The organism is Arundinibacter roseus (assembly GCF_004348825.1).
GTDB classification, from domain to species: Bacteria; Bacteroidota; Bacteroidia; order Cytophagales; family Spirosomataceae; genus Arundinibacter; species Arundinibacter roseus.
In genome coordinates this window covers 271,468-290,981 of the sequence record NZ_SMJU01000004.1, presented here as the reverse complement: position 1 = coordinate 290,981, position 19,514 = coordinate 271,468, and the positions used below count along the sequence as shown (strand labels likewise).

Sequence of the window (19,514 nt, the reverse complement as noted above, 5' to 3'; positions counted from 1 at the left end):
AGTTACTCATTTTTAAGTACATAACCCATTCCAAATTGAGTGTGGATGAGTCGGGTATCAAAATCCTTATCAATTTTTTTACGCAAATAATTTACATAAACCTCAATAATGTTGGTACCCGTATCAAAATCAATTTCCCATACCTGTTCTGCAATTTCAGCTTTGGAAACCACCCGACCCTGATTCCGAATCAGATAAAGCAAAAGATTAAACTCACGGGCGGTAAGTTCAATTTTCTTTTGCGAACGAAATACGGTTTTAGCATCAAGATTTACCTCTAAATCCGCAAAACGAAGAATCGTAGAAGTCTGAGTCATTGTGCCGCCGCGCTTCGTAAGCGCACGTACCCGAGCGAGCAACTCCTTGAATTCAAACGGTTTAACGAGATAGTCATCAGCTCCTGCATCAAAACCAACTACTTTGTCATCGGTTGTGCCCAGGGCAGTCAGCATCAGAATGGGCGTTTGATTGCCCATGTTCCGCAATTCCCGACAAAGTTCGATGCCATTGAGACCGGGTACGATAATATCACTGATAATCAGGCTGTATTGATTGCGCAAAACGAGTTGTTTTCCTATCAGGCCATCATAGGCCACATCTACCAAATAGCCATTCTCTTCCAGCCCTTGTTTGAGCGATTGTACCGTTTTGGGTTCATCTTCAATCAGTAGTAGTTTCATAGGGCAGGTAAAAATAAATCGGCAATTTCGGCCCAATTGGCAACGCGCGGTGCTGTGTTGGTTGTGCGTGTTGCAGGTGTGCAAAAATGAATATGCTTTCCTGTGAATTTTATGGGTGTATGGGGTTGATTATCAATCAGATAATCAGTAGTGAGAATGCTTTTGTCCCCACAAAAAACAATGTTTTTTTTAGGAAATGTTGGAAAATGAGTTTGTATCCAGGTGAATTTTTCCGAAAAAGAGTGTGGAAAATCCATCGCTGTTGACACAATGAATAGCTCGTAATAGTTGGAAAGGTTTTGCACCACGGGTTTAGCGTCGGTTTTTAAAGCCAAATCTTTAAAAAAACCAGGCTGCTGCATTCGGGTCAGCAGTTTTTTATACTGCCTGGGATGCAGCAACTCTTTGAGTGATTTCGTGTAAAAATCTTCCCGGCTGTGGTAGGTGTTAAAATCAGTCAGGGCAAAATCTACGAGTTTACCGTAGGTATCTGCCAGAACATCGTCCATATCCAGGGTAATTCGCACCATCAAACTATGGGTCGTTTAGGGTCAAAATTTTGCAGGTGATCTGAAACCCTTTTCAAAAACATTCCCCCAAGTGAACCATCTACCACCCGGTGGTCATACGAATGCGATATGAACATTTTGTGGCGAATTCCCAATAAATCACCCTGAGGGGTTTCTATAACAGAGGGCTTTTTTTCAATGGCTCCAAAAGCCATAATCGCTACCTGTGGCTGCACAATAATGGGTGTCCCCATCAGGTTTCCGAAAGTTCCGATGTTCGAGATGGTGTATGTACCGCCAGCCAGGTCGTCCGCTTTGAGTTTATTTTCACGTGCCCTTCGGGCCAGTTCGTTTACTTTTTTTGCCAAACCAATCAGGTTGTACTGATCTGCCTGATGAATTACGGGTACAATCAGGTTGCCATCGGGCAGCGCTACTGCCATTCCGATATTAATATCTTTTTTAAGGAGTAGCGATTCTCCTTCTACTGAAACATTGATGAGCGGATATTCTTTAATTGCCTTTACAACAGCTTCAATCAGGATAGGCGTGAAGGTAATTGAATCACCGTTTTGTTTCCTGAAATCATTTTTTATTGCGTTTCTCCACTGAACGATAGTCGTCATGTCGGTTTCAATGAATGAAGTGACATGTGCCGAGATGTTTTTGGAATCAAGCATTCGCTGCGCAATCATACGGCGCATGCGATCCATTTCTACAATTTCTACCGATCCTGCTTTTACTTTTTTGGGAGTAGAAGGCTGAGTTTCAGAAATCGCCTGAGCAGGTGCTTTTCGTTGGGCAATATAGTTTAATACATCTTTTTTGGTCACTCGACTTTCGGCCCCAGTTCCAGAAATCCGGTTAAGCTCCTCCTTATCAATTCCTTCTTCTTTGGCAATACTCAATACCAACGGACTAAAAAATCCATTGTTTGAATCTGCATTTCCTTCTAAATCTTTACCGGAATCTACTTCCATTGAGGTAGAAAGCGAAGGCAAACCAAACGAAGGAATCATCGTTTCAGGTTCAGAAATAGGCATTGGTTCGGGTTCAGTTCCTTTTGAATCAATAGCTGTACCCGCATCATTCTGAACTTCTATTCGGGCAACCACAGCGCCAATCGCTACGACATCGCCCTCTTTTACCAGAGTTTCCACCAACGTGCCCGAAAAAGGGGAGGGAACTTCGGTATCCACTTTATCCGTAGCAACTTCCAGAATAGAATCGTCTGCCTCCACCAAATCACCTGGGTTTTTCAGCCAGCTCAACACTGTACATTCCATGATGCTTTCGCCCATTTGGGGCATGACCATCTCAACAACTTTCATAATAGGCTATATAGTTTGAGGAGCATTTTCAGGCATGTGCCGTTTGAAGAATGCTTTTTCGTAATAAATCAAGAACATAAGCCGACGCCAGTTCGATATTAACACTGCGGTGATTGGAAAGTTTCAATAGCCGGGCGGTTGTAAACTCCGGCGTAGCACAGGCAATCCAAACCGTGCCAACAGGTTTTTCGGGGGTTCCACCATCGGGCCCGGCAATCCCGCTTGTTGCCAAACCGTAGGTAGTATTCAGTTTTTTGCGGACTCCTTCTGCCATCGCTTTTACGGTTTGTTCACTTACAGCCCCGTATTGAATCAAATCCGACTCCGAGACACCCAGGCTTTCCATCTTCACCGCATTACTGTAACTAATCACTGAGCCTTCAAAATACCGCGACGAACCAGAAACACTCGTAATTTTCTGAGAAACAAACCCGCCCGTACAGCTTTCGGCGATACTCAGCGTAGCTTGTTCCTTTATAAGCATGCTACCAATAAGACTTTCAAGTTCTTCTGCATCGTATCCATACACATATTGACTAATTAGCGGTAGCACCCGAGTAACCTCTTCTTCAAGATCCTGATTCAGTTGGTCTGCATTAGTACCGCTTGCAGTCAGCCGCAGTCGAACCTGCCCAAAATGTGGCAGATACGCCAGTTTTATGTGCAATGGTAAACTGTCTTCCCAACTTTCAATTGTTTCGGCAAGAAAGGATTCCCCAATTCCGATGGTTTTTATTATTTTATGAATAATGAGCGGTGGATTGAAATAGGCTTTCAAAGCTGGCAAAACCCGGTGGGTCATCAACGCTTTCATTTCAAAAGGTACACCGGGCAATGAAACGATAATTTTACCGTCTTTTTCAAACCACATGCCCGGGGCCGTTCCCCAATCATTTTGCAGGTAGGTACAAACCTTGGGAAGTGCGGCTTGTTGCCGGTTTAACTCCGTCATTTCGCGACCTCTTTTTGTAAAAAAATCGGTAATTAATGAAAGTGCCACTTCATTGATTTCAAGGGTCGTATCAAAAAACTCGCAAAGGGTTTTCTTGGTTATATCATCCTTGGTGGGGCCCAAACCACCCGTAATAATCAGGACATCGGCACGTAAAAGAGCTTCACCAATGGCAGACAAAATATCAGCAGTCTGATCGCCTACGGAGGTTTTACGTATCGGCCGGATGCCCAGTCTTGTGAGTTCGGTACCTATCCATTGGGTGTTGGTATCGGTGATTTGGCCAAACAGGATTTCATCACCAATGGTCATTATTTCAGCTTTAATCAGATCACTCATACTGGTCCAACTCAAATTAAATGCGGCTATTTGTCCCAAAAATACGTAAAATTTATCGGTAATGATTACGTTTGAAGGGTAGTTCCCGTTTACACTAAAATCCAAAATTATGACTATGAAATGGTTTATTGTGTCAATTCTGTTTTTGATAACAGGATGTTCGTCACAGGCTCAGTTTAATAAAACAAAATTGGGCAAAGCACTCGAAAAAATTCAGACACAGGGTGGCGCTTTATCAGAAAATGAAATTGCCATGGGGTTGAAGGAGGCTTTGAAAGTCGGAATCAGCAATGGTTCTGAGCAGGCTTCGCAAACTGATGGTTATTTGAAAAATGAATTCATCAAAATTCTTTTTCCGCCGGATGCCCGGCGGGTAGAAGAAAGACTGCGGCAGATTGGTTTGGGCAATGAAGTAGATCGGTTTGTAATGTCGCTCAACCGGGCGGCCGAAGATGCTGCCAAGCGTTCTAAGCCAATTTTTGTTTCGGCCATTACATCCATGACAATTACGGATGCAGTTGGAATTTTAAAAGGCGACGAAACCGCAGCTACCGAATATCTCCGTCGAACCACCAACGACGAGTTGTATCAGACGTTTTTTCCGGTTGTAGATAGTACCCTGAATTTGAATCAGGCTACTAAATACTATGCAGATCTTGTAAATACCTACAACAAAATTCCACTTGTACAAAAAGTAAATCCGGATTTGAAGCAATATGCTACCCAAAAAGCAATGGACGGGTTGTTTGTGCTGATTGCTCAGGAAGAAAAGAAAATCCGGCAGGACCCCGCTGCACGTATAAATGATATTTTGCGCCGGGTATTTGGTCAGGCGAAGCCTTAGTGCGTACTTTTGTACAAATTAATTAAACCTACTTTAATGAAAAAATCAGAAATTAATTTTTCGATAGAGCTTGATAATCAGAACGTTCCTGACAAAATATTCTGGAATGCTACCGACAATCCAAACGAAGGTATAAACGATACCCGGGCAATTGCCGTGGCCGTGTGGGATCATTATCACCGCGGAACGCTCAAAATTGACCTTTGGACCAAAGATATGGAGGTCTTTGACATGAAACGCTTTTACATTGAAATCATGAGTGGTATTGCAGATACGCTGCTTACGGCTACAAATGACAAAAAAATGGCCGATAGTATTGAGGGGTTGTGTCAGCAGCTCAGCAAGGCACTCGAAGAGGAGATAAAATCGGCTCAATAGTTGTATTATAATTGGTTTTACTCCTTAACCTGAAATTTCATGACTAGAATCGCTTACCTGTTATTCTTTACATTTACCTTATTTTCCTGCGCTAAAAAAAAGGAACAGTCTACTCAAAATGAGGGGAATAGTGCCGCAGTTGCTGCCACAGACCTGGTGCCGGTGACGCAGGAAGGCGTTATTTTTTATGCCAACAATGTCGACAAGGCATTTGCAGCCGCACGTGCACAAAACAAGCCTGTATTTGTGGAGATTTACTCCGAATCGTGCCACGTTTGCCAAAGTTTCATCCCAATTTTTAAGGAAAAGCAGGTAAGAGATTTTTACAATACCAATTTCCTGAATTACAAAATAGAGGTCAACTCTCCTGAATTTCAGAGCTTTGTGCTGGCGCGAAAGATCTTTGTTCCTTCGTTGCCTTTGCTTTTGTATTTTGATCAAAACCAGAATTTGACGCATTTGGGAATGATCGAAGCTGATGCTCAGAAGCTGATCGAACAGGGGCAATTGGCGCAAAATCCTCAACTGCGCTCAGGCTCCATGAAAAAGCGGTTTGAAGAAGGAGAAAAGAATACGCAATTCCTGATTGATTTCGCTATGTTTAGTAAGGTTACAATGGATACAGTTATGAATCGCAAAGCAATGGAGATTTATGCCCAACAGCAGCCCGTAAGTAGTTATGGCTCGGAAACAAATTTTCTGGCTATCGAAAAACTACTCATGGATGTGTACAATCCGATGGGGCAGTACTTTATCAAAAATTTACCGCAATTCAGAAAAACAATTGACCCCACGCGGGTTAAAAATGTAGCCGAAAATCTAGTCATGTCTTCGTTGTACAGCAGCTTTGGTGCGCAGTACAACAGTGCAAAAGTTCTGGAAATCAGAGATTACCTGATTGCCGCAGAAATTCATCCTCAGGTTGCCAAAAATAGAATTCTTCTTCCCCTTATCAATGCCTATTTTAGAGAAAAGGCGCCGGGGAAAGCAGTTGCCCACGTGAATACGCACCTTACGCAAGTTCAAATGAAGGCGACTGATTATGCGTACTTGTTACAGTTTTTTAATGACAAATGCCCGGATGCGAGCTATGTGGCTTCTGCCCAAAAATGGTTTGAAAATGCATTGACTTTAATTACCAAAAATTCAGCAGAAGAAGCTGACCTGTATTATTCAATGGCTGTGGCCCAAAAACGAGCCAACAACATTGCCGAGGCGAAAAAAATGGCAGATCAAGCGCTTACTATTGCGCGAAATGCCAAGGCAGAAACCGGAAAAATTGATACGTTCCTACGTACGATTTGAGAACTAATGGTTAGATAATTTGTCGTTATTTGACAACAAACGTATGATTAAAGGGCGCTTGGGAAAGAATCACCCGGGCGTCCTCATCGCCTAGCTCCATGGCGCGTTGAAAATCCCGCTCGGATTGAACAAACTGATGCATCCGCAAACGAGCCATCCCACGTAACCGTAAAGCGTCAGGATTTACATTCCTGAAAAACCAAACGGCCTTGTCAAATTCACGAAAAGCTTCTTTAAATTCCAGCACGGCCATATGTGCCTTACCTTTGTCTAAATAGCAGTCGGCAAGGGTATTGTCAAAACTCAGCGCCTGGGAAAAATCGTAAAGTGCCGAGTAGTAATTCTCATCGTGCAGGTTGCATTTTCCCCGCAATGCATAGGCTACGGCTGATTTAGGATTTGCTTTTACCATTTGATCAAAAAATGCAAAAGCTTCTTCATAGTTCCCGTTCTTCACCAATGAAACCCCTTCTTCAAACCGTTTCAGATCTTTTTCTGCCTTCGTTTCGTGATCAGTCAAATAATATTTAATGATCAGATAAGGTATAAATAACAATACAAGCAGGGAAATTTCCATATACAGGCAAAAATTGGATTGGGCTGTTGGTCAATGAGTTTTTTTTGTAGTAAGCGGTTGATTATGTTTAAATTAGAAGATTTGCCTAAACGCCGAACGAAAACTTAACGGAGTTCAGCCCGGGCTTTGGCGGGCAAGCTTTCCACAATCAGGTCGTAGGAATCCTTAATCCAGGTTTTTAAAAGGGAGTCCGGAACCTTGCCTTCGTCCAAAATCGTGTTCCAGTGTTTTTTGCTCATGTGGTAGCCTGGCTTAACGCTCGGATACTCTTCCCGAAGTTCAATTGCTTTCTCCGGATCGCATTTTACATTAAAGCGGCGTTGCTCGCTATCAACGGGCGTCAAAAGAAAGATTTTGCCTTTGACACGAAACACCAGCGTTTCTTCGCCGAATGGAAAATCTTCTGAGGTTCCCGGCAAACTCAAACAATAGTCACGGAGCTGTTCCAGGTTCATCGCATGATCGCTCTAATAATCATTACTACTACACAAAATAGAAACATGACAATTGAAATACGGTTGATGCCGTGCATCATGCGCAAACTGAACGAGTTGGGTGCGTCAGATGAAGGTTTTTTGAAAACCCGGATGAAGTAACTGAACACATCGCCTAGTTGGAAATAGTTTTTTAAATTACTCATTGTTACAAAATTTATATTATTTAAAACATTTAGTTAAACATCAGGCTTGTACCAACTCGACGGATTCAGGTTCGATCCAGCGTCCGTCTTCCCGGATTAATTCAATAAGTTCAGTCACTGCCTTTTCTGCCGAAACCGAACGTTTAACCACCTGCTGCCCGCGATAGAGCGCAATTTTATCTTTTCCCATGCCCACGTAGCCATAGTCCGCATCTGCCATTTCACCGGGACCATTCACGATGCAACCCATGATTCCGATTTTCAATCCTTTGAGGTGTTCGGTATGTTTGCGAATCATAGCCGTAGTTTCCTGTAAATCAAACAACGTACGTCCACAGGACGGGCAAGAGATGTATTCTGTTTTTGACATACGCGTGCGCGCTGCCTGCAAAATTCCGAAGGCAATGGAGTTGAATTCCGATGCAGCTCCCAGACGGTTCGCTTTTGTGGCAGCTTCATCAAATTCGGGACACAGCCAAATTCCATCCCCGAAACCATCAATCAGTAATCCACCCACATCTGTCGCTGCATCGAGTGTTAGCGTTTGTGAACCAGCCGGGTAGTTTCGTTTGATCAACACCGGAACATTGCAGTACTTTTCAAGAAGTGTAAAGAAAAAGCGGCGCATGTCAGGCATTGCGTGCTTATTCTCCGTTTTTACAACTAAAATTACATGAGTCATTTTCTGAATCTGATTCAAAAATGACTCCGTAAATTCTTCGCGAGTTCCTTCTACAAAATTTAGCAGAGGATGATGAGAAGCCTGTAAGAATTCATTGACTGTAAATAAAGGAAACTTATGAATCTGATCTTCCAGATTTACCCACGCTGAAAAATCAACGATTTCCTTTAAACCATTGGGCAGCATAAATGGAATCGTTTTTTTGCCGGAATAAATAAAATCTACTCCCTGATCGTTCATGCGCCATTTGTCAGGAACAGGCAGAAAAAAATGCCCGACACTGCGCAAATCTTCGTGGGATTCTACGGTAATGTTTGAGTAATCTGCAATGACACGCGGTACGTTAACTCCACCGAAATTATACGTTTCCTGCGTTTCGCGCCGATGGTATTGAAAAGGGTTTATTGGCAGAATTTTTAACGGTTCGATAGGCGCATGTGGCGCTCGATTGGTGTAGCGATTGATCAGCGCACGAGCCACCGGGGCTTCGTTTTCGGGGGCCTCGGTAAGTGAAACCCGGACGGTATCGCCCAGGCCATCTTCCAAAAGTGTTCCAATTCCAACTGCAGATTTGATCCGGCCATCTTCGGCTTCCCCGGCTTCGGTAACTCCCAGATGCAGGGGATAGGGTTTGAGTCCTTCTTCGTCAAGCCGCTGAACAAGTAATCGGTAGGCTTCTACCATCACCTGTGTATTGCTTGACTTCATCGAAAGGACAATATTGTAGTAGTTCAATTCCTCACATATGCGCAAAAATTCCAGCGCTGATTCAACCATACCGACGGGTGTATCTCCGTAGCGGCTTAAAATTCGGTCGGAAAGTGAGCCGTGGTTGGTGCCAATTCGCATGGCAGTACCGTATTCTTTGCAGATTTTGATTAACGGAATAAATTTCTCGCGGATGCGTTCCAGTTCGGCTGCGTAAGAATCGTCGGTATAATCAATGGTTTCAAATCGCTTTCGGTCGGCATAGTTACCGGGGTTAATCCGAACTTTTTCTACGATGCGGGCGGCGAGCTCAGCCGCGTTGGGAGTAAAATGAATGTCCGCAATGAGCGGTATTTTAATTCCTCTTTGGTGAAGTTCTTTTTTAATATTTTCCAGATTCTGCGCTTCCTTGACGCTTGGAGCCGTAATTCGGATGTATTCACAACCGGATTCTACCATTCGAATGACTTCTTCCACCGATCCCAGCGTATTCATTGTATCTACGGTGGTCATGGATTGCACCCGAATCGGATACTCGGAGCCCATCGGCAAGTCGCCAATGTGCACGGAAATAGTTTTTCGGCGAATATATTCGGTCAGAGAGGGGCTATACAGCCGTAAATTTTCAGTTTCAGAAATGATAGGATTGGCTTTCATGCAGAAATTGTATTGGAACAGGATTACGAATACTCGGCAAAAATACCGCATTCGTAATCCTTTATCCTACAAACAATCCGAAGAAATCAATTGTTCAGTCCGTGTCGCTCAAATTTTATGAGGTATACCTTCTGATTAGTTGATGCCCTATACTTACCAGGAACGTTTTTTATAACCCGCAACTGAGTAGTAATACACAAACAAATAAAGCGGAACCATCATAACGTAAGCTTGCTGAGTACTTCCGATAGAATCAGCCAGCCAGCCATAGACGAGTGGCAAAATTGCGCCTCCCGAAATACCCATAATCAGTAGCGCGGCACCGGTTTTGATAAATTTGCCTAGTCCGTCAATCGCCAACGGCCATATCGCCCCCCACATAATGGCATGGGATAATCCGAGCAGGGCAATGCAAAGTACGGAGGTAAATCCGGTCGTGAAGATGGCAATTAGGGTAATGAGAATTCCAAATAGTGCTGAATACTTTAACCAAACTTGCTGAGATACAAACTTGGGAATCAGGACGATACCCATCACATAGCCAACCATCATGGCTACAAGCGTGTAGGTGCCAAAGAGCCGGGCATCTTCTTCGGGAAAGCCCAGTGAAACTCCGTAGCTGATGATTGTGTCTCCGGCAATTACCTCGACTCCTACGTAGCAAAACAGCGAAATAACTCCCAAAATCAGGTTGGGAAATTGAAAAATACTGGTTTTTGAAACGGAAAGCGTGTCGCCGGTGGTAATAATTTCCTCTTCTTCCTCTTCAACTTCCGGTAGTCCTTTGGTCATTCGGATCAATAAAGCCAAACCTACCAAAATAGCCGTAAGCGTAAGGTATGGTCCCACGACTTTATCCAATTCTTCGGCCTGTGTTGTGTTGGTGGTTCCTGCAAGCAAAAGACCACCAAATACTACCTGACTGATAATGCCTGCGCCTTTATTGGCAATACCCATGAAACTGATTCGAGCGGCAGCACTTTCGCGGGGACCTAGGATTGTTACATACGGATTAATCGCCGTTTGCAGGATTGTAAGGCCAATTCCAATGCCAAAAAGACCTACGAGGAATAACGAATAAGACGCCATTTTGGCAGCAGGAATAAAAATGATTGTACCTACGGCCATCACCAGTAGACCAACAGACATGCCATTTTTGAAACCTACCTTTTTTAAAACCACCGATGACGGGATCGCCATCAAGGTATACGATATAAAGAAGGCAAACGTAACAAGGTACGAAGTCGCATTATCAAGATTGAATGCCTTTTTGAAAAAGGTGATGAGCGTGCCATTTACCCAGGTAACAAAGCCTAGAATAAAAAAAAGAACACCAATAATGACGAGTGGGCCCAGGTAATTTTCTTTCTTTTGAGTCATTGTATAATTTAGATTAATTTGGTTAGGAAGAGTAAAAGGTGATGATTATGAGTAAAATACGTTAATTAAAACTGATCATTAAGCCCAAAAATTCGTTTGTTGGTTTTCCATTTGCCACGGGTAAAATCCGGGATTTCGACAGGAGAACTTCCCCGGGCAATAGACTGCTCCGAAAGCGGGCTGATCGCACTCCATACGGCTGCATCATAAACGTCGATTGGGGGAGGGGTTTTGCGTTTGATGGCTTCAATAAATCCTCGAATGACAAAATAGTCGATGCCGCCGTGGCCGGCACTTTCGGCATCTTTTTCAAAATTTTTCCAAAGTGGATGATCGTGCTCGGTGAGGTACGGAGCGGCAGGCTCCCAGGAATGTTTCTTTTGGGTTTCTTTTTGCAGGTAAATCACATCGCCATCATCCATCCAAACCCCCTCGGTACCCTGTGCACGAAAGCCCAAAGAATAGGGGCGTGGTAAATTAGTATCATGAATTAGGACGATATTTTCACCATTGATACACTGAATGACCGTCGTAATGACATCACCAAGTTTGAATTTTACCTGCGCATTCGGATGGTCGGGCCCGCCTTCGGCGACAATGTGATTATGTAAACCTCGTGCTTTGGTGGCCGTAGAAGTCAGATACGTAAAACGATTGCCCCGATTGATGTCCAGCCAATGCGCAACGGGGCCAAGGCCGTGCGTTGGATAAATATCTCCATTCCGATCAATGGAATGCTGGGTTCGCCATTTTGCTTCCGAAAAACCCTTTGGGCCAAATTCGACACCGCCGCCGTACGCTTGTGTTCCGTTATTGAATTTTACCTCACGCAAATCGTGCTGATAGCCGCAATGCGTATAGATCATTTCCCCAAACATTCCTTTACGGATCATGTTCAAAACGGCCATTACGTCGCGGCGGTAACAAACATTTTCAAGAATCATGCAGTGCGAGCCCGTTTCTTCAAAGGTATCGACAAGTTCCCAGGATTCTTCCAGCGTAACGGTTGCCGAAACTTCCACGGCTGTATATTTTCCGGCTTTCATGGATGCTACGGCCATTGGCACGTGCCACTCCCAGGGGGTTGCAATCACAATACCGTCGAGGTCGTCGCGCTTCACCATATTCAGAAAATCTTCATTCCCGGTAGAGTAGACGGCAGGAGCTTTTCTGCCAGCTTTGCTTATCATGGAGAGTGTTTCCTGCACGGAAAGCGGATCAATGTCGCAGATTGCCGTGATTTCTACATCGGAGCGGTAAAGGGCCTGTTCGACGTGATTGCGGCCCCGCATACCCACCCCGATAAAGCCCAAACGAACTTTGTCGGCGACGACCGGGTTTTTAAATTTCAGGGATGGCAAAACAGCTCCGGCGGAGGTTGCAAGACTTGCTTTTTGGAGAAAGTTTCTTCGGTTCATTCGGGCAGAAAAGGATCAGAGATTAGAACCCGCAAAATAGTAGTTATTGCCTGAATATTAATTTTTTTTATTAATAATTCATCCCCGAAAAAAGTGAAACTCTAACTGCTTAACCAGTAAGGATTTAAGGAATAGGGTCAGGGAAAATTGACTGTTTTGTTTAATCTTTTACTTAAATGCCTGAACAAAACTTTCCCTCCACCCGTTAATACTGTGCATTTATATACCAACGTGTCTGCAACGTACGGATACGAAGGCCTCGAATGTGTTGTACACAAACTTTGTAACGACATTTAAGCCATTTATTCTATTCAATCAATTGATCCATGATTTTACCACGGGTATCAGTGTTTCGAAAGGAACATTTTAATGCTGCGCATCGCCTTCACAATCCAAATTGGTCTGATGATAAGAACGAACGTGTGTATGGCAAGTGTAATAATTACAACTACCACGGCCACAATTACGATCTGATTGTTCAGTTAACGGGAGAGGTTGATCCGGAAACAGGCTATGTGTTTGATATGAAAGTTCTGGGCGATTTGATCCGCGAACATATAACCGACAAATTTGATCATAAAAATTTAAATCTTGATACAGAGGAGTTTAAGGATTTAAATCCGTCTGCCGAGAACATCGCTATTGTCATTTACAATTTGTTAAGAAAAGAAATTAGTACCAATTTAGATTTGAAAATACGACTCTATGAAACCGAACGGAATTTTGTTGAATACCCAACCCATGGCTGAAACCTCCTTTTCCGAAGAAAATATGGACGAAAACGGGCACGATCATATCCTTACTTCCTATGACACCCCTTTGCGGGTAGATGCGTTTGAGATGGACGATGATCTCAAAATAGAGTTAATTGAAAAGCATTTCCGGCATATTATGGAAATTATGGGCCTCGATTTGACCGACGACAGCCTGAAAGGTACACCGAGACGCGTGGCCAAAATGTACGTAAAGGAGATTTTTAGCGGTATGAATCCTGAGAATAAACCGTCTATTACTCTTTTTGACAATAAATATAAATACGATCAGATGCTTGTGGAGAAAGACATAACGGTCTTTTCTAACTGTGAACATCACTTTGTACCCATTCATGGCAAAGCGCACGTGGCGTATATTTCAAGTGGAAAAGTGATTGGCCTCTCAAAGTTGAACCGTATTGTGCATCATTATTCCAAACGTCCGCAGGTACAGGAACGCCTTACGGTTCAAATTGCCAATGAATTGAAGGAAGTTTTGAAGACCGAAGATGTGGCCGTAGTTATTGATGCGCAGCACATGTGCGTACATTCGCGGGGCGTGCAGGATACCGGAAGCTCCACAATTACGTCCTACTATGGTGGTAAATTTGAAAAGGAAGCAACAAGACGTGAATTCCTGAGTTATTTGGGGATGTGATTTTTACCTAATCCCTAAATGCTAAGTAGTTATGTCAAAGCGATTTGAACAAAAAAATATCCTGATTATTGGGGCAAGTACAGGTATTGGCCACGCCATTGCTACTCACTTGCTGGCCGAAGGAGCCATTGTATTTGTGGCAGGAAGATCCAAACCTGATTTGGACGTAACGTTTGTTCCGTGGGACGCTACCCAACCCGATTCTGCGGCCTTTGATTCGTTGCCTGCTGTATTGGATGGTTTGGTTTATTGTCCCGGAACGATTAATCTCAAACCGTTTAATCGGTTGAGTGTGAAGGATTTTTCGGATGATTTTCAGATTAATACCTTAGGCGCAGTGTTTGTTTTGCAGGCTGTTATCAATCGGCTTAAAAAGGCGCAGGGAGCTGGCGTTGTGTTTTTTAGCAGCGTGGCTGCATCCACCGGACTGAGTTTTCATGCCTCTGTTTCGGTGTCCAAAAGTGCACTGGAAGGTTTGTCAGTAGCCCTTTCGGCAGAGTACGCCGATTCGGGAATCCGGTTTAATGTCGTGGCCCCGTCGCTGACCGACACACCGCTTGCGGGTAAATTGCTGGCCTCAGATGATAAGCGTGAAGCATCGGCCAAGCGGCATCCGTTGGGCCGCATTGGCGATCCGCAGGATATAGCTTCCGCCGCCGTTTTTCTTTTAAGTAACGAAGCGAGCTGGATTACCGGGCAGGTCCTGGGAGTGGATGGTGGTTTGGGAAAATTGAAATAATTTTTTGCACAAACATAAAAATAGCGGAACGTGGAGAAGCCACGTTCCGCTATTTTTATATAGAATCGGATTTACACCTGAGCGCCTACGCGTTCGAGTAAGGCTTTGGTTTTCTTGATTCCCTCGTATTCGTCCACTTTGCTCCCTTCATATTCAATTCCCACAATTCCTTTGAAACCGCTTTCTTTCACGATTTTCATGATTTGCAGGTAATCAGTTTCAATGACATTCCCATTTTCATCAAAATCATATGACTTGGCACTAACCCCTTTGGCAAAAGGCATGAGTTCTTTGGTGCCGAGGTAGCGGTCATATGATTTTTCGCATTCAAACGAACGTGGCTTGCGTTCAATGCAGAAGTTGCCAAAATCAGGCAAAGTTCCGACGTTTTTCTGTCCGACTTGCTTCATCACTCCGCTCAGCCATTTTCCATCCGAAGAATAGCCGCCGTGATTTTCAACGATCACATTTATCTTTTCCTTGGCTGCATATTCACCCAATTTACCAAGACCATCCACAGCCGCTGCTGCTACTTCTTCCGCAGTTCCTTTGCCGAATGCATTGACGCGGATGGTTTTACAGCCAAGATATTTGGCTGCTTCTACCCATTTGTAGTGATTCTCTACGGCTTTGTTACGGGTCGCATTATCTAGTTCGCCTAAACCACCTTCTCCGTCAATCATAATCAAATGGTTTTTGATGCCATTGTCTTTACACCGTTTCAGAAGTTCGTTCAGGTAATTCGTATCCTGCGCTTTATCCTTAAAAAACTGATTCACATATTCTACGATTTCGATACCAAATTCTTTCCGTGCCAGTTCAGGGAAATCCAGGTTTGTGATTTTCTTGGCAAACAATGCCTTGTGCAACGACCACTCGGCGAGTGAAATATCAAAAAATAATTTCTTTTTGGCAGATTCGGCCAGCAAATCTGTAAGTGTTGTCGAAGCAATGGCGCCGAGGCCGAGCTTCTTGATAAAATCTCTTCTTGATTGAGACATGTTGTAGAGGTTATGATAGGTAAAAAGATAAGGGAAAACGGAATAAGTAAAATAAAATTTAAAGTTTTCGTCTGAATGAATCAGGTGGAAATCTTTACTTCATTAAAAAGTTTTTGATTTTTTGCCAGATTCTCCACGTCCCACACCAAATCCAGCTGGAAATCATGCTGACGTACCGGGCAATTGTTCACCCGGCAAAAGTAACAGCATTGAGGCAAACATGGGTCGGCATGAACAAAAATTTCCATTTCACCGGCATGACTTGCTTTCAGGGCATCTTCAAACTCATGAACTGCATCGTGAGCCTGCTGCAACGGCCAATAGTAGGGCAATGTAAGGTGACAATCTACGTGTAAATCAGAACCGTATTGCTGTACGCGTAAATTATGCACGTCAATCCAGTTTTCATTTTTATGGGTTTCAATGGTATCCACCACTTTTTTCATCAGGGTAAGGTCGCTTTCATCCATCAATCCGGCAACGGATGAACGAAGTAACTGATACCCGTTGTAGGCAATCAAAGCTCCGAAAACAAGTGAAGCCACGCTATCAATCCAAACTTTCCCGGTAATCAACACAAGTCCGATACTTAGCAGGAGCAATACGCTGCTCATACTGTCGGATAGCAGGTGCTTGCCATCGGCGGTTAAGGCAAGTGAATTTAATGAGCGTCCTTCGCGAATTAGAATAAAACCCAAAGCAGTATTAAGGATAACTGTCAGAACGATAAGCCCCGAACCGCTGGACAAATTGGATAAAGGTGCCGGATCAAGCAGGCGCAAAACGGCTCCGTACCCAATGATGAAGGATGCAATGATGATGAGCGCACCTTCAAAACCTGCCGAGAAAAATTCTACCTTGCCGTGGCCATAGGGATGGTTACTGTCCTTGGGCATAGCCGCCAACCGGACGCTGTAAAGCGCAAAGCCGCTGGCAAAAATGTTGATGATGGATTCGAGCGCATCGCTCAGGATCGCGTTGGAGTGGGTAAGGAAATAAGCAAAAAATTTGATGCCCGACAAGATAATACTCATCAGGAAAGAAAGCAGAATCAGACGAATTTTACGCTTATTTTGGTTTATTTGCATCTTCAAAGGAATTCCTTTTGCAACAAAGTTACTAAGATTAAATTAAGAAAATTCATTAACTATCTTCTCCTATGAGTACCGAAAATAACTGGAAAACCTTGACCGATAAAGTTGTATACGAAAATCCATGGTTAAAGATTCATCACCGCGACGTCCTGAATCCAGCCGGGAAAGAAGGTATTTATGGAGTAGTTAGTTTTAAAAATAAGGCAATCGGTGTACTTCCTTTGGATCAGGAAAATAACATTTATCTCGTTGGTCAATTCCGTTATGCGCTTAATGAGTACTCCTGGGAAATTCCCGAAGGCGGCGGACCGCTTAATGAATTACCGCTGGAAGCGGCTAAACGTGAATTAAAAGAAGAAACGGGACTGGTAGCCGAAAAGTGGACTTTTTTGGCCCGAATTCATACCTCAAATTCAGCGACCGATGAGGAAGGGTTCTTATACATTGCAGAAGAGTTGAGTCAATTTGAACAGGAACCTGAGGAAACCGAAGAACTGCAACTTAGAAAAATACCCTTGTCAGAAGCTGTTGACATGGTGATGCGGTCCGAAATCACGGATTCGCTTTCTGTTAGCGCCATATTAATGGCCGCCCGCCTCAAAGGAATCTAATATGCTGTCCCCAATTCTCTACGGAACAGTCACCGGCTTTGTATTATGCTTTACCTTCGGGACTGTGTTTTTTTCTTTGGTTCAAAATAGCGTAGACAACGGGTATCGCAGCGGTATCAAAATTGCGTTTGGCGTTTTGGTGTGCGATGCCATCTTTGTGTTTTTTGCTATTTTCGGAACCACTCTATTGCCGCATATCGAAAATTTCGAAAAATGGATGGCAGGCGCAGGAATTATTTTTCTTCTGATTCTTGGCCTCAATAATCTCTTTCGTCAGCAGCCAAAACTTGCTTACCCTAAAACAAGATTCGGGAATTTGCTATACTATTTTACCACAGGTTTTTTGTTAAATGGTTTAAACCCAGTCAATTTCATCAGTTGGGTCGCTATTGCCTCCTACATTCGTTCAAATTATGCCTATACTTTGGATCAGGTAATACTATTTTTTGGAGCAAGCCTCGTAACTATATTTCTTACAGAATCAGGAATCGCTTTGTCGGCTCATAAACTAAAAAAGATTTTTACCCCACGAACGGTAAAAATCTTTAATAAAGTTACAGGAGTTGTGTTTATCGGGATTGCGTTTCAGATTGCTTATTCGGTATTTTTAAAATAGCAAAGCTTTGAAGCACAAATATTTATAATTGAGCTATTGATAGCCATTTAATTTCAAATATGTTTCCCAATCCTCAATCAGGTTTTTCTTCATCACTCGCGGGAATTTATGCTGTCCTCCGAGTTTTCCTTTTACTTCCATCCAGCCATAAAACGCTGAATTGGGCAGCACTGTTACGAAAATATCTTTCAGCGCATGTTTGCGTTCGACGGCATAATCATCATTGAGTTCATTTAACTTGTTGTCAATGAGTGATTTTATTTTGGAACTGTCAACTATTTCATCGCTTCCAATGTACCAATGATGCGCAAACAAAGATTCGTGCGAAACTCCGGCAACAGTAAATTCTTTCACCGTTATTCCGATTTCTTTTGAAACCAGGTCAATTGCTTTATTCATGTTGTCAATCGACAGGTGTTCTCCGCAAAGGCTCAGAAAATGTTTTGTGCGTCCGGTGATGATGATTTCTACATTTTTTTTGTCCACAAATTTGATCGTATCACCGATCAGGTAACGCCACGCACCAGCACAGGTAGAAATCAAAAGTGCATATTCCTTTCCTTCTTCCACTTCGTCAATCATGAGTGTTTCGGGATTTGGATTAATTTCTCCATCGGCATTAAAATTGGTCTCATTGAATGGTACAAACTCAAAGAAAATGCCATTGTCAAGCACCAATTGCATGCCCGTAGCACTCGGGCGGGTTTGATACGCCAGAAAACCTTCGGAAGCCAGGTAGGTATCAATATAAATGAGTGGCTTGCCTAGAAGACGTTCAAATCCTTTTTTATAAGGTTCAAACGAGACACCGCCGTGGCCGAAAACCAGCAGGTTTGGCCAAATCTCGTGTATATTTTTAAGCTGATAATGATCAATAATCTTTTCCATCAAAAGTTGAATCCATGCCGGTACGCCTACCACAAACCCAATGTCCCAATCTTTGGCCTGTAACGTAATCTCTTCAAGTTTAAGAGCCCAGTCTGACTCAGCCGCAATTTTTTCGCCCGGTTTGTAGTAGGGTTTAAACCAAAATGGAATCTGACTTGCGTTGATGCCGCTCAAATCGCCTTCGTAGTGATTTCCTTTTTCACGTAAATTGGTACTCCCGCCCAGCATCAAAAAACCTTTTTCATAGAGCTTATCGGGAAGGTCCTTATACTGCCCCAGGCTCAGGATTTGGCGAATACTGGTTTTTTGCATCGCCTTTGACATTGCATTCGTAACCGGAATGTACTTGGAAGCAGCCTCAGAAGTGCCTGAACTTAAAGCGAAATACTTGACCCGACCCGGCCAGGTTAGATTTTTTTCACCTTCCAGCAATCGGCTCCACCACTCGGCATGAATTTTATTATAGTCATAAATCGGAACGTTCGCTTTGTATTTTTCGTAGAATTCCCGAGGTTCACCAAACAGGCAACTGCTTAATATTTCTTCAAAATTATACGTTTCGCCAAAAGCAGTATAGCGAGCTTTTGCTACCAATTTGGAAAGCGTTTTTTTCTGTTGTTTCAGAGGGTTAATCTTTGCCCGGTTTGCCAGCAGATTTCCAAAACGTATTCCTCTTTTTAACAAACTTCCAATTACTGCCATATCTTAAAATAATCTTAAACTAAAAACAAAAATGTTTATCGCTCTCCTCGATT

At 43.3% G+C, this 19,514-nt stretch carries 21 protein-coding genes; 8 read left to right on the top strand and 13 right to left on the bottom strand.

Features of this window, described 5'->3' with window-relative positions; all coding sequences use genetic code 11:
* Positions 1 to 2: 2 nt before the first annotated feature.
* Genes EZE20_RS07775 through EZE20_RS07760 form a run of 4 tightly spaced genes read right to left on the bottom strand, consistent with a single transcriptional unit; the run spans position 3 to position 3,811 of the window.
* A complete protein-coding gene (locus tag EZE20_RS07775; RefSeq protein WP_132116215.1) occupies positions 3 to 680 on the bottom strand; it encodes a response regulator in 678 nt (225 codons plus the stop codon).
* Positions 677 to 1,210 carry a 5' nucleotidase, NT5C type gene (locus tag EZE20_RS07770; RefSeq protein ID WP_132116490.1) on the bottom strand — a complete coding sequence of 178 codons (534 nt, stop codon included), beginning with the start codon at positions 1,208 to 1,210 and terminating at the stop codon, positions 677 to 679. The genes EZE20_RS07775 and EZE20_RS07770 overlap by 4 nt, the downstream gene beginning before the upstream one ends.
* Positions 1,210 to 2,520: a dihydrolipoamide acetyltransferase family protein gene (locus EZE20_RS07765; protein ID WP_132116213.1), complete on the bottom strand. Its 1,311-nt coding sequence runs from the start codon at positions 2,518 to 2,520 to the stop codon at positions 1,210 to 1,212. Before EZE20_RS07765 ends, EZE20_RS07770 begins: the two co-directional genes overlap by 1 nt.
* Positions 2,521 to 2,548: 28 nt before the next feature.
* Positions 2,549 to 3,811: a competence/damage-inducible protein A gene (locus tag EZE20_RS07760; protein WP_132116211.1), complete on the bottom strand. Its 1,263-nt coding sequence runs from the start codon at positions 3,809 to 3,811 to the stop codon at positions 2,549 to 2,551.
* 115 nt (positions 3,812 to 3,926) lie between these two features.
* On the opposite strand from EZE20_RS07760, the gene EZE20_RS07755 reads away from it, so the two are divergent.
* Genes EZE20_RS07755 through EZE20_RS07745 form a run of 3 tightly spaced genes read left to right on the top strand, consistent with a single transcriptional unit; the run spans position 3,927 to position 6,338 of the window.
* On the top strand, positions 3,927 to 4,655 hold the full coding sequence (locus EZE20_RS07755) for a DUF4197 domain-containing protein (RefSeq protein ID WP_132116209.1): 729 nt from the start codon (positions 3,927 to 3,929) through the stop codon (positions 4,653 to 4,655).
* A gap of 36 nt (positions 4,656 to 4,691) precedes the next feature.
* Positions 4,692 to 5,033 (top strand): gliding motility protein GldC, encoded by a 342-nt coding sequence (gldC, locus tag EZE20_RS07750; protein WP_132116207.1) that lies wholly within the window; start codon positions 4,692 to 4,694, stop codon positions 5,031 to 5,033.
* Between the two features lie 39 nt (positions 5,034 to 5,072).
* The gene (locus EZE20_RS07745; protein ID WP_132116205.1) at positions 5,073 to 6,338 is read left to right on the top strand and encodes a thioredoxin family protein; all 1,266 of its coding nucleotides are present in this window, start codon (positions 5,073 to 5,075) and stop codon (positions 6,336 to 6,338) included.
* Between the two features lie 25 nt (positions 6,339 to 6,363).
* Here the strand turns inward: EZE20_RS07745 and EZE20_RS07740 are convergent, their stop codons facing one another.
* From EZE20_RS07740 to EZE20_RS07715, 6 genes are all read right to left on the bottom strand, one after another.
* Positions 6,364 to 6,915: a tetratricopeptide repeat protein gene (locus EZE20_RS07740; RefSeq protein ID WP_132116203.1), complete on the bottom strand. Its 552-nt coding sequence runs from the start codon at positions 6,913 to 6,915 to the stop codon at positions 6,364 to 6,366.
* A gap of 104 nt (positions 6,916 to 7,019) precedes the next feature.
* Positions 7,020 to 7,370, bottom strand: a complete 351-nt coding sequence (locus tag EZE20_RS07735) for an MmcQ/YjbR family DNA-binding protein (protein ID WP_132116201.1) — start codon at positions 7,368 to 7,370, stop codon at positions 7,020 to 7,022.
* Positions 7,367 to 7,555 carry a DUF6728 family protein gene (locus EZE20_RS24375; RefSeq protein WP_132116199.1) on the bottom strand — a complete coding sequence of 63 codons (189 nt, stop codon included), beginning with the start codon at positions 7,553 to 7,555 and terminating at the stop codon, positions 7,367 to 7,369. The genes EZE20_RS07735 and EZE20_RS24375 overlap by 4 nt, the downstream gene beginning before the upstream one ends.
* Positions 7,556 to 7,595: 40 nt before the next feature.
* On the bottom strand, positions 7,596 to 9,602 hold the full coding sequence (ispG, locus tag EZE20_RS07725; RefSeq protein ID WP_132116197.1) for a (E)-4-hydroxy-3-methylbut-2-enyl-diphosphate synthase: 2,007 nt from the start codon (positions 9,600 to 9,602) through the stop codon (positions 7,596 to 7,598).
* A gap of 153 nt (positions 9,603 to 9,755) precedes the next feature.
* The gene (locus tag EZE20_RS07720; protein ID WP_132116195.1) at positions 9,756 to 10,982 is read right to left on the bottom strand and encodes a sugar MFS transporter; all 1,227 of its coding nucleotides are present in this window, start codon (positions 10,980 to 10,982) and stop codon (positions 9,756 to 9,758) included.
* Positions 10,983 to 11,047: 65 nt separating this feature from the next.
* Positions 11,048 to 12,400, bottom strand: a complete 1,353-nt coding sequence (locus EZE20_RS07715) for a Gfo/Idh/MocA family oxidoreductase (protein WP_132116193.1) — start codon at positions 12,398 to 12,400, stop codon at positions 11,048 to 11,050.
* Between the two features lie 326 nt (positions 12,401 to 12,726).
* Between EZE20_RS07715 and EZE20_RS07710 the strand changes: the two genes are divergently transcribed.
* The 3 genes from EZE20_RS07710 to EZE20_RS07700 are packed head-to-tail and all read left to right on the top strand — an operon-like array spanning position 12,727 to position 14,549.
* On the top strand, positions 12,727 to 13,149 hold the full coding sequence (locus EZE20_RS07710; protein ID WP_132116191.1) for a 6-pyruvoyl trahydropterin synthase family protein: 423 nt from the start codon (positions 12,727 to 12,729) through the stop codon (positions 13,147 to 13,149).
* Complete coding sequence (gene folE / locus EZE20_RS07705) at positions 13,106 to 13,810, top strand: GTP cyclohydrolase I FolE (RefSeq protein ID WP_132116189.1); 705 nt, start codon at positions 13,106 to 13,108, stop codon at positions 13,808 to 13,810. The genes EZE20_RS07710 and folE overlap by 44 nt, the downstream gene beginning before the upstream one ends.
* 31 nt (positions 13,811 to 13,841) lie before the next feature.
* Positions 13,842 to 14,549 (top strand): SDR family NAD(P)-dependent oxidoreductase, encoded by a 708-nt coding sequence (locus EZE20_RS07700; RefSeq protein WP_132116187.1) that lies wholly within the window; start codon positions 13,842 to 13,844, stop codon positions 14,547 to 14,549.
* 71 nt (positions 14,550 to 14,620) lie between these two features.
* Here EZE20_RS07700 and EZE20_RS07695 read toward each other — a convergent pair whose 3' ends face one another.
* Positions 14,621 to 15,550 (bottom strand): sugar phosphate isomerase/epimerase family protein, encoded by a 930-nt coding sequence (locus EZE20_RS07695; protein ID WP_132116185.1) that lies wholly within the window; start codon positions 15,548 to 15,550, stop codon positions 14,621 to 14,623.
* 80 nt (positions 15,551 to 15,630) lie between these two features.
* Positions 15,631 to 16,638 (bottom strand): cation diffusion facilitator family transporter, encoded by a 1,008-nt coding sequence (locus tag EZE20_RS07690; RefSeq protein WP_132116183.1) that lies wholly within the window; start codon positions 16,636 to 16,638, stop codon positions 15,631 to 15,633.
* Between the two features lie 71 nt (positions 16,639 to 16,709).
* On the opposite strand from EZE20_RS07690, the gene EZE20_RS07685 reads away from it, so the two are divergent.
* Together EZE20_RS07685 and EZE20_RS07680 are read left to right on the top strand one after the other, a co-directional pair.
* Positions 16,710 to 17,255, top strand: coding sequence for an NUDIX domain-containing protein (locus EZE20_RS07685; RefSeq protein ID WP_132116181.1), 546 nt, complete (start codon positions 16,710 to 16,712; stop codon positions 17,253 to 17,255).
* A 1-nt stretch (position 17,256) separates the two neighbouring features.
* Positions 17,257 to 17,871, top strand: coding sequence for a LysE family translocator (locus EZE20_RS07680; protein WP_132116179.1), 615 nt, complete (start codon positions 17,257 to 17,259; stop codon positions 17,869 to 17,871).
* Positions 17,872 to 17,904: 33 nt separating this feature from the next.
* On the opposite strand, the gene EZE20_RS07675 is transcribed toward EZE20_RS07680, so the two are convergent.
* The gene (locus EZE20_RS07675; RefSeq protein WP_132116177.1) at positions 17,905 to 19,461 is read right to left on the bottom strand and encodes a GH3 family domain-containing protein; all 1,557 of its coding nucleotides are present in this window, start codon (positions 19,459 to 19,461) and stop codon (positions 17,905 to 17,907) included.
* Positions 19,462 to 19,514 lie beyond the last annotated feature (53 nt).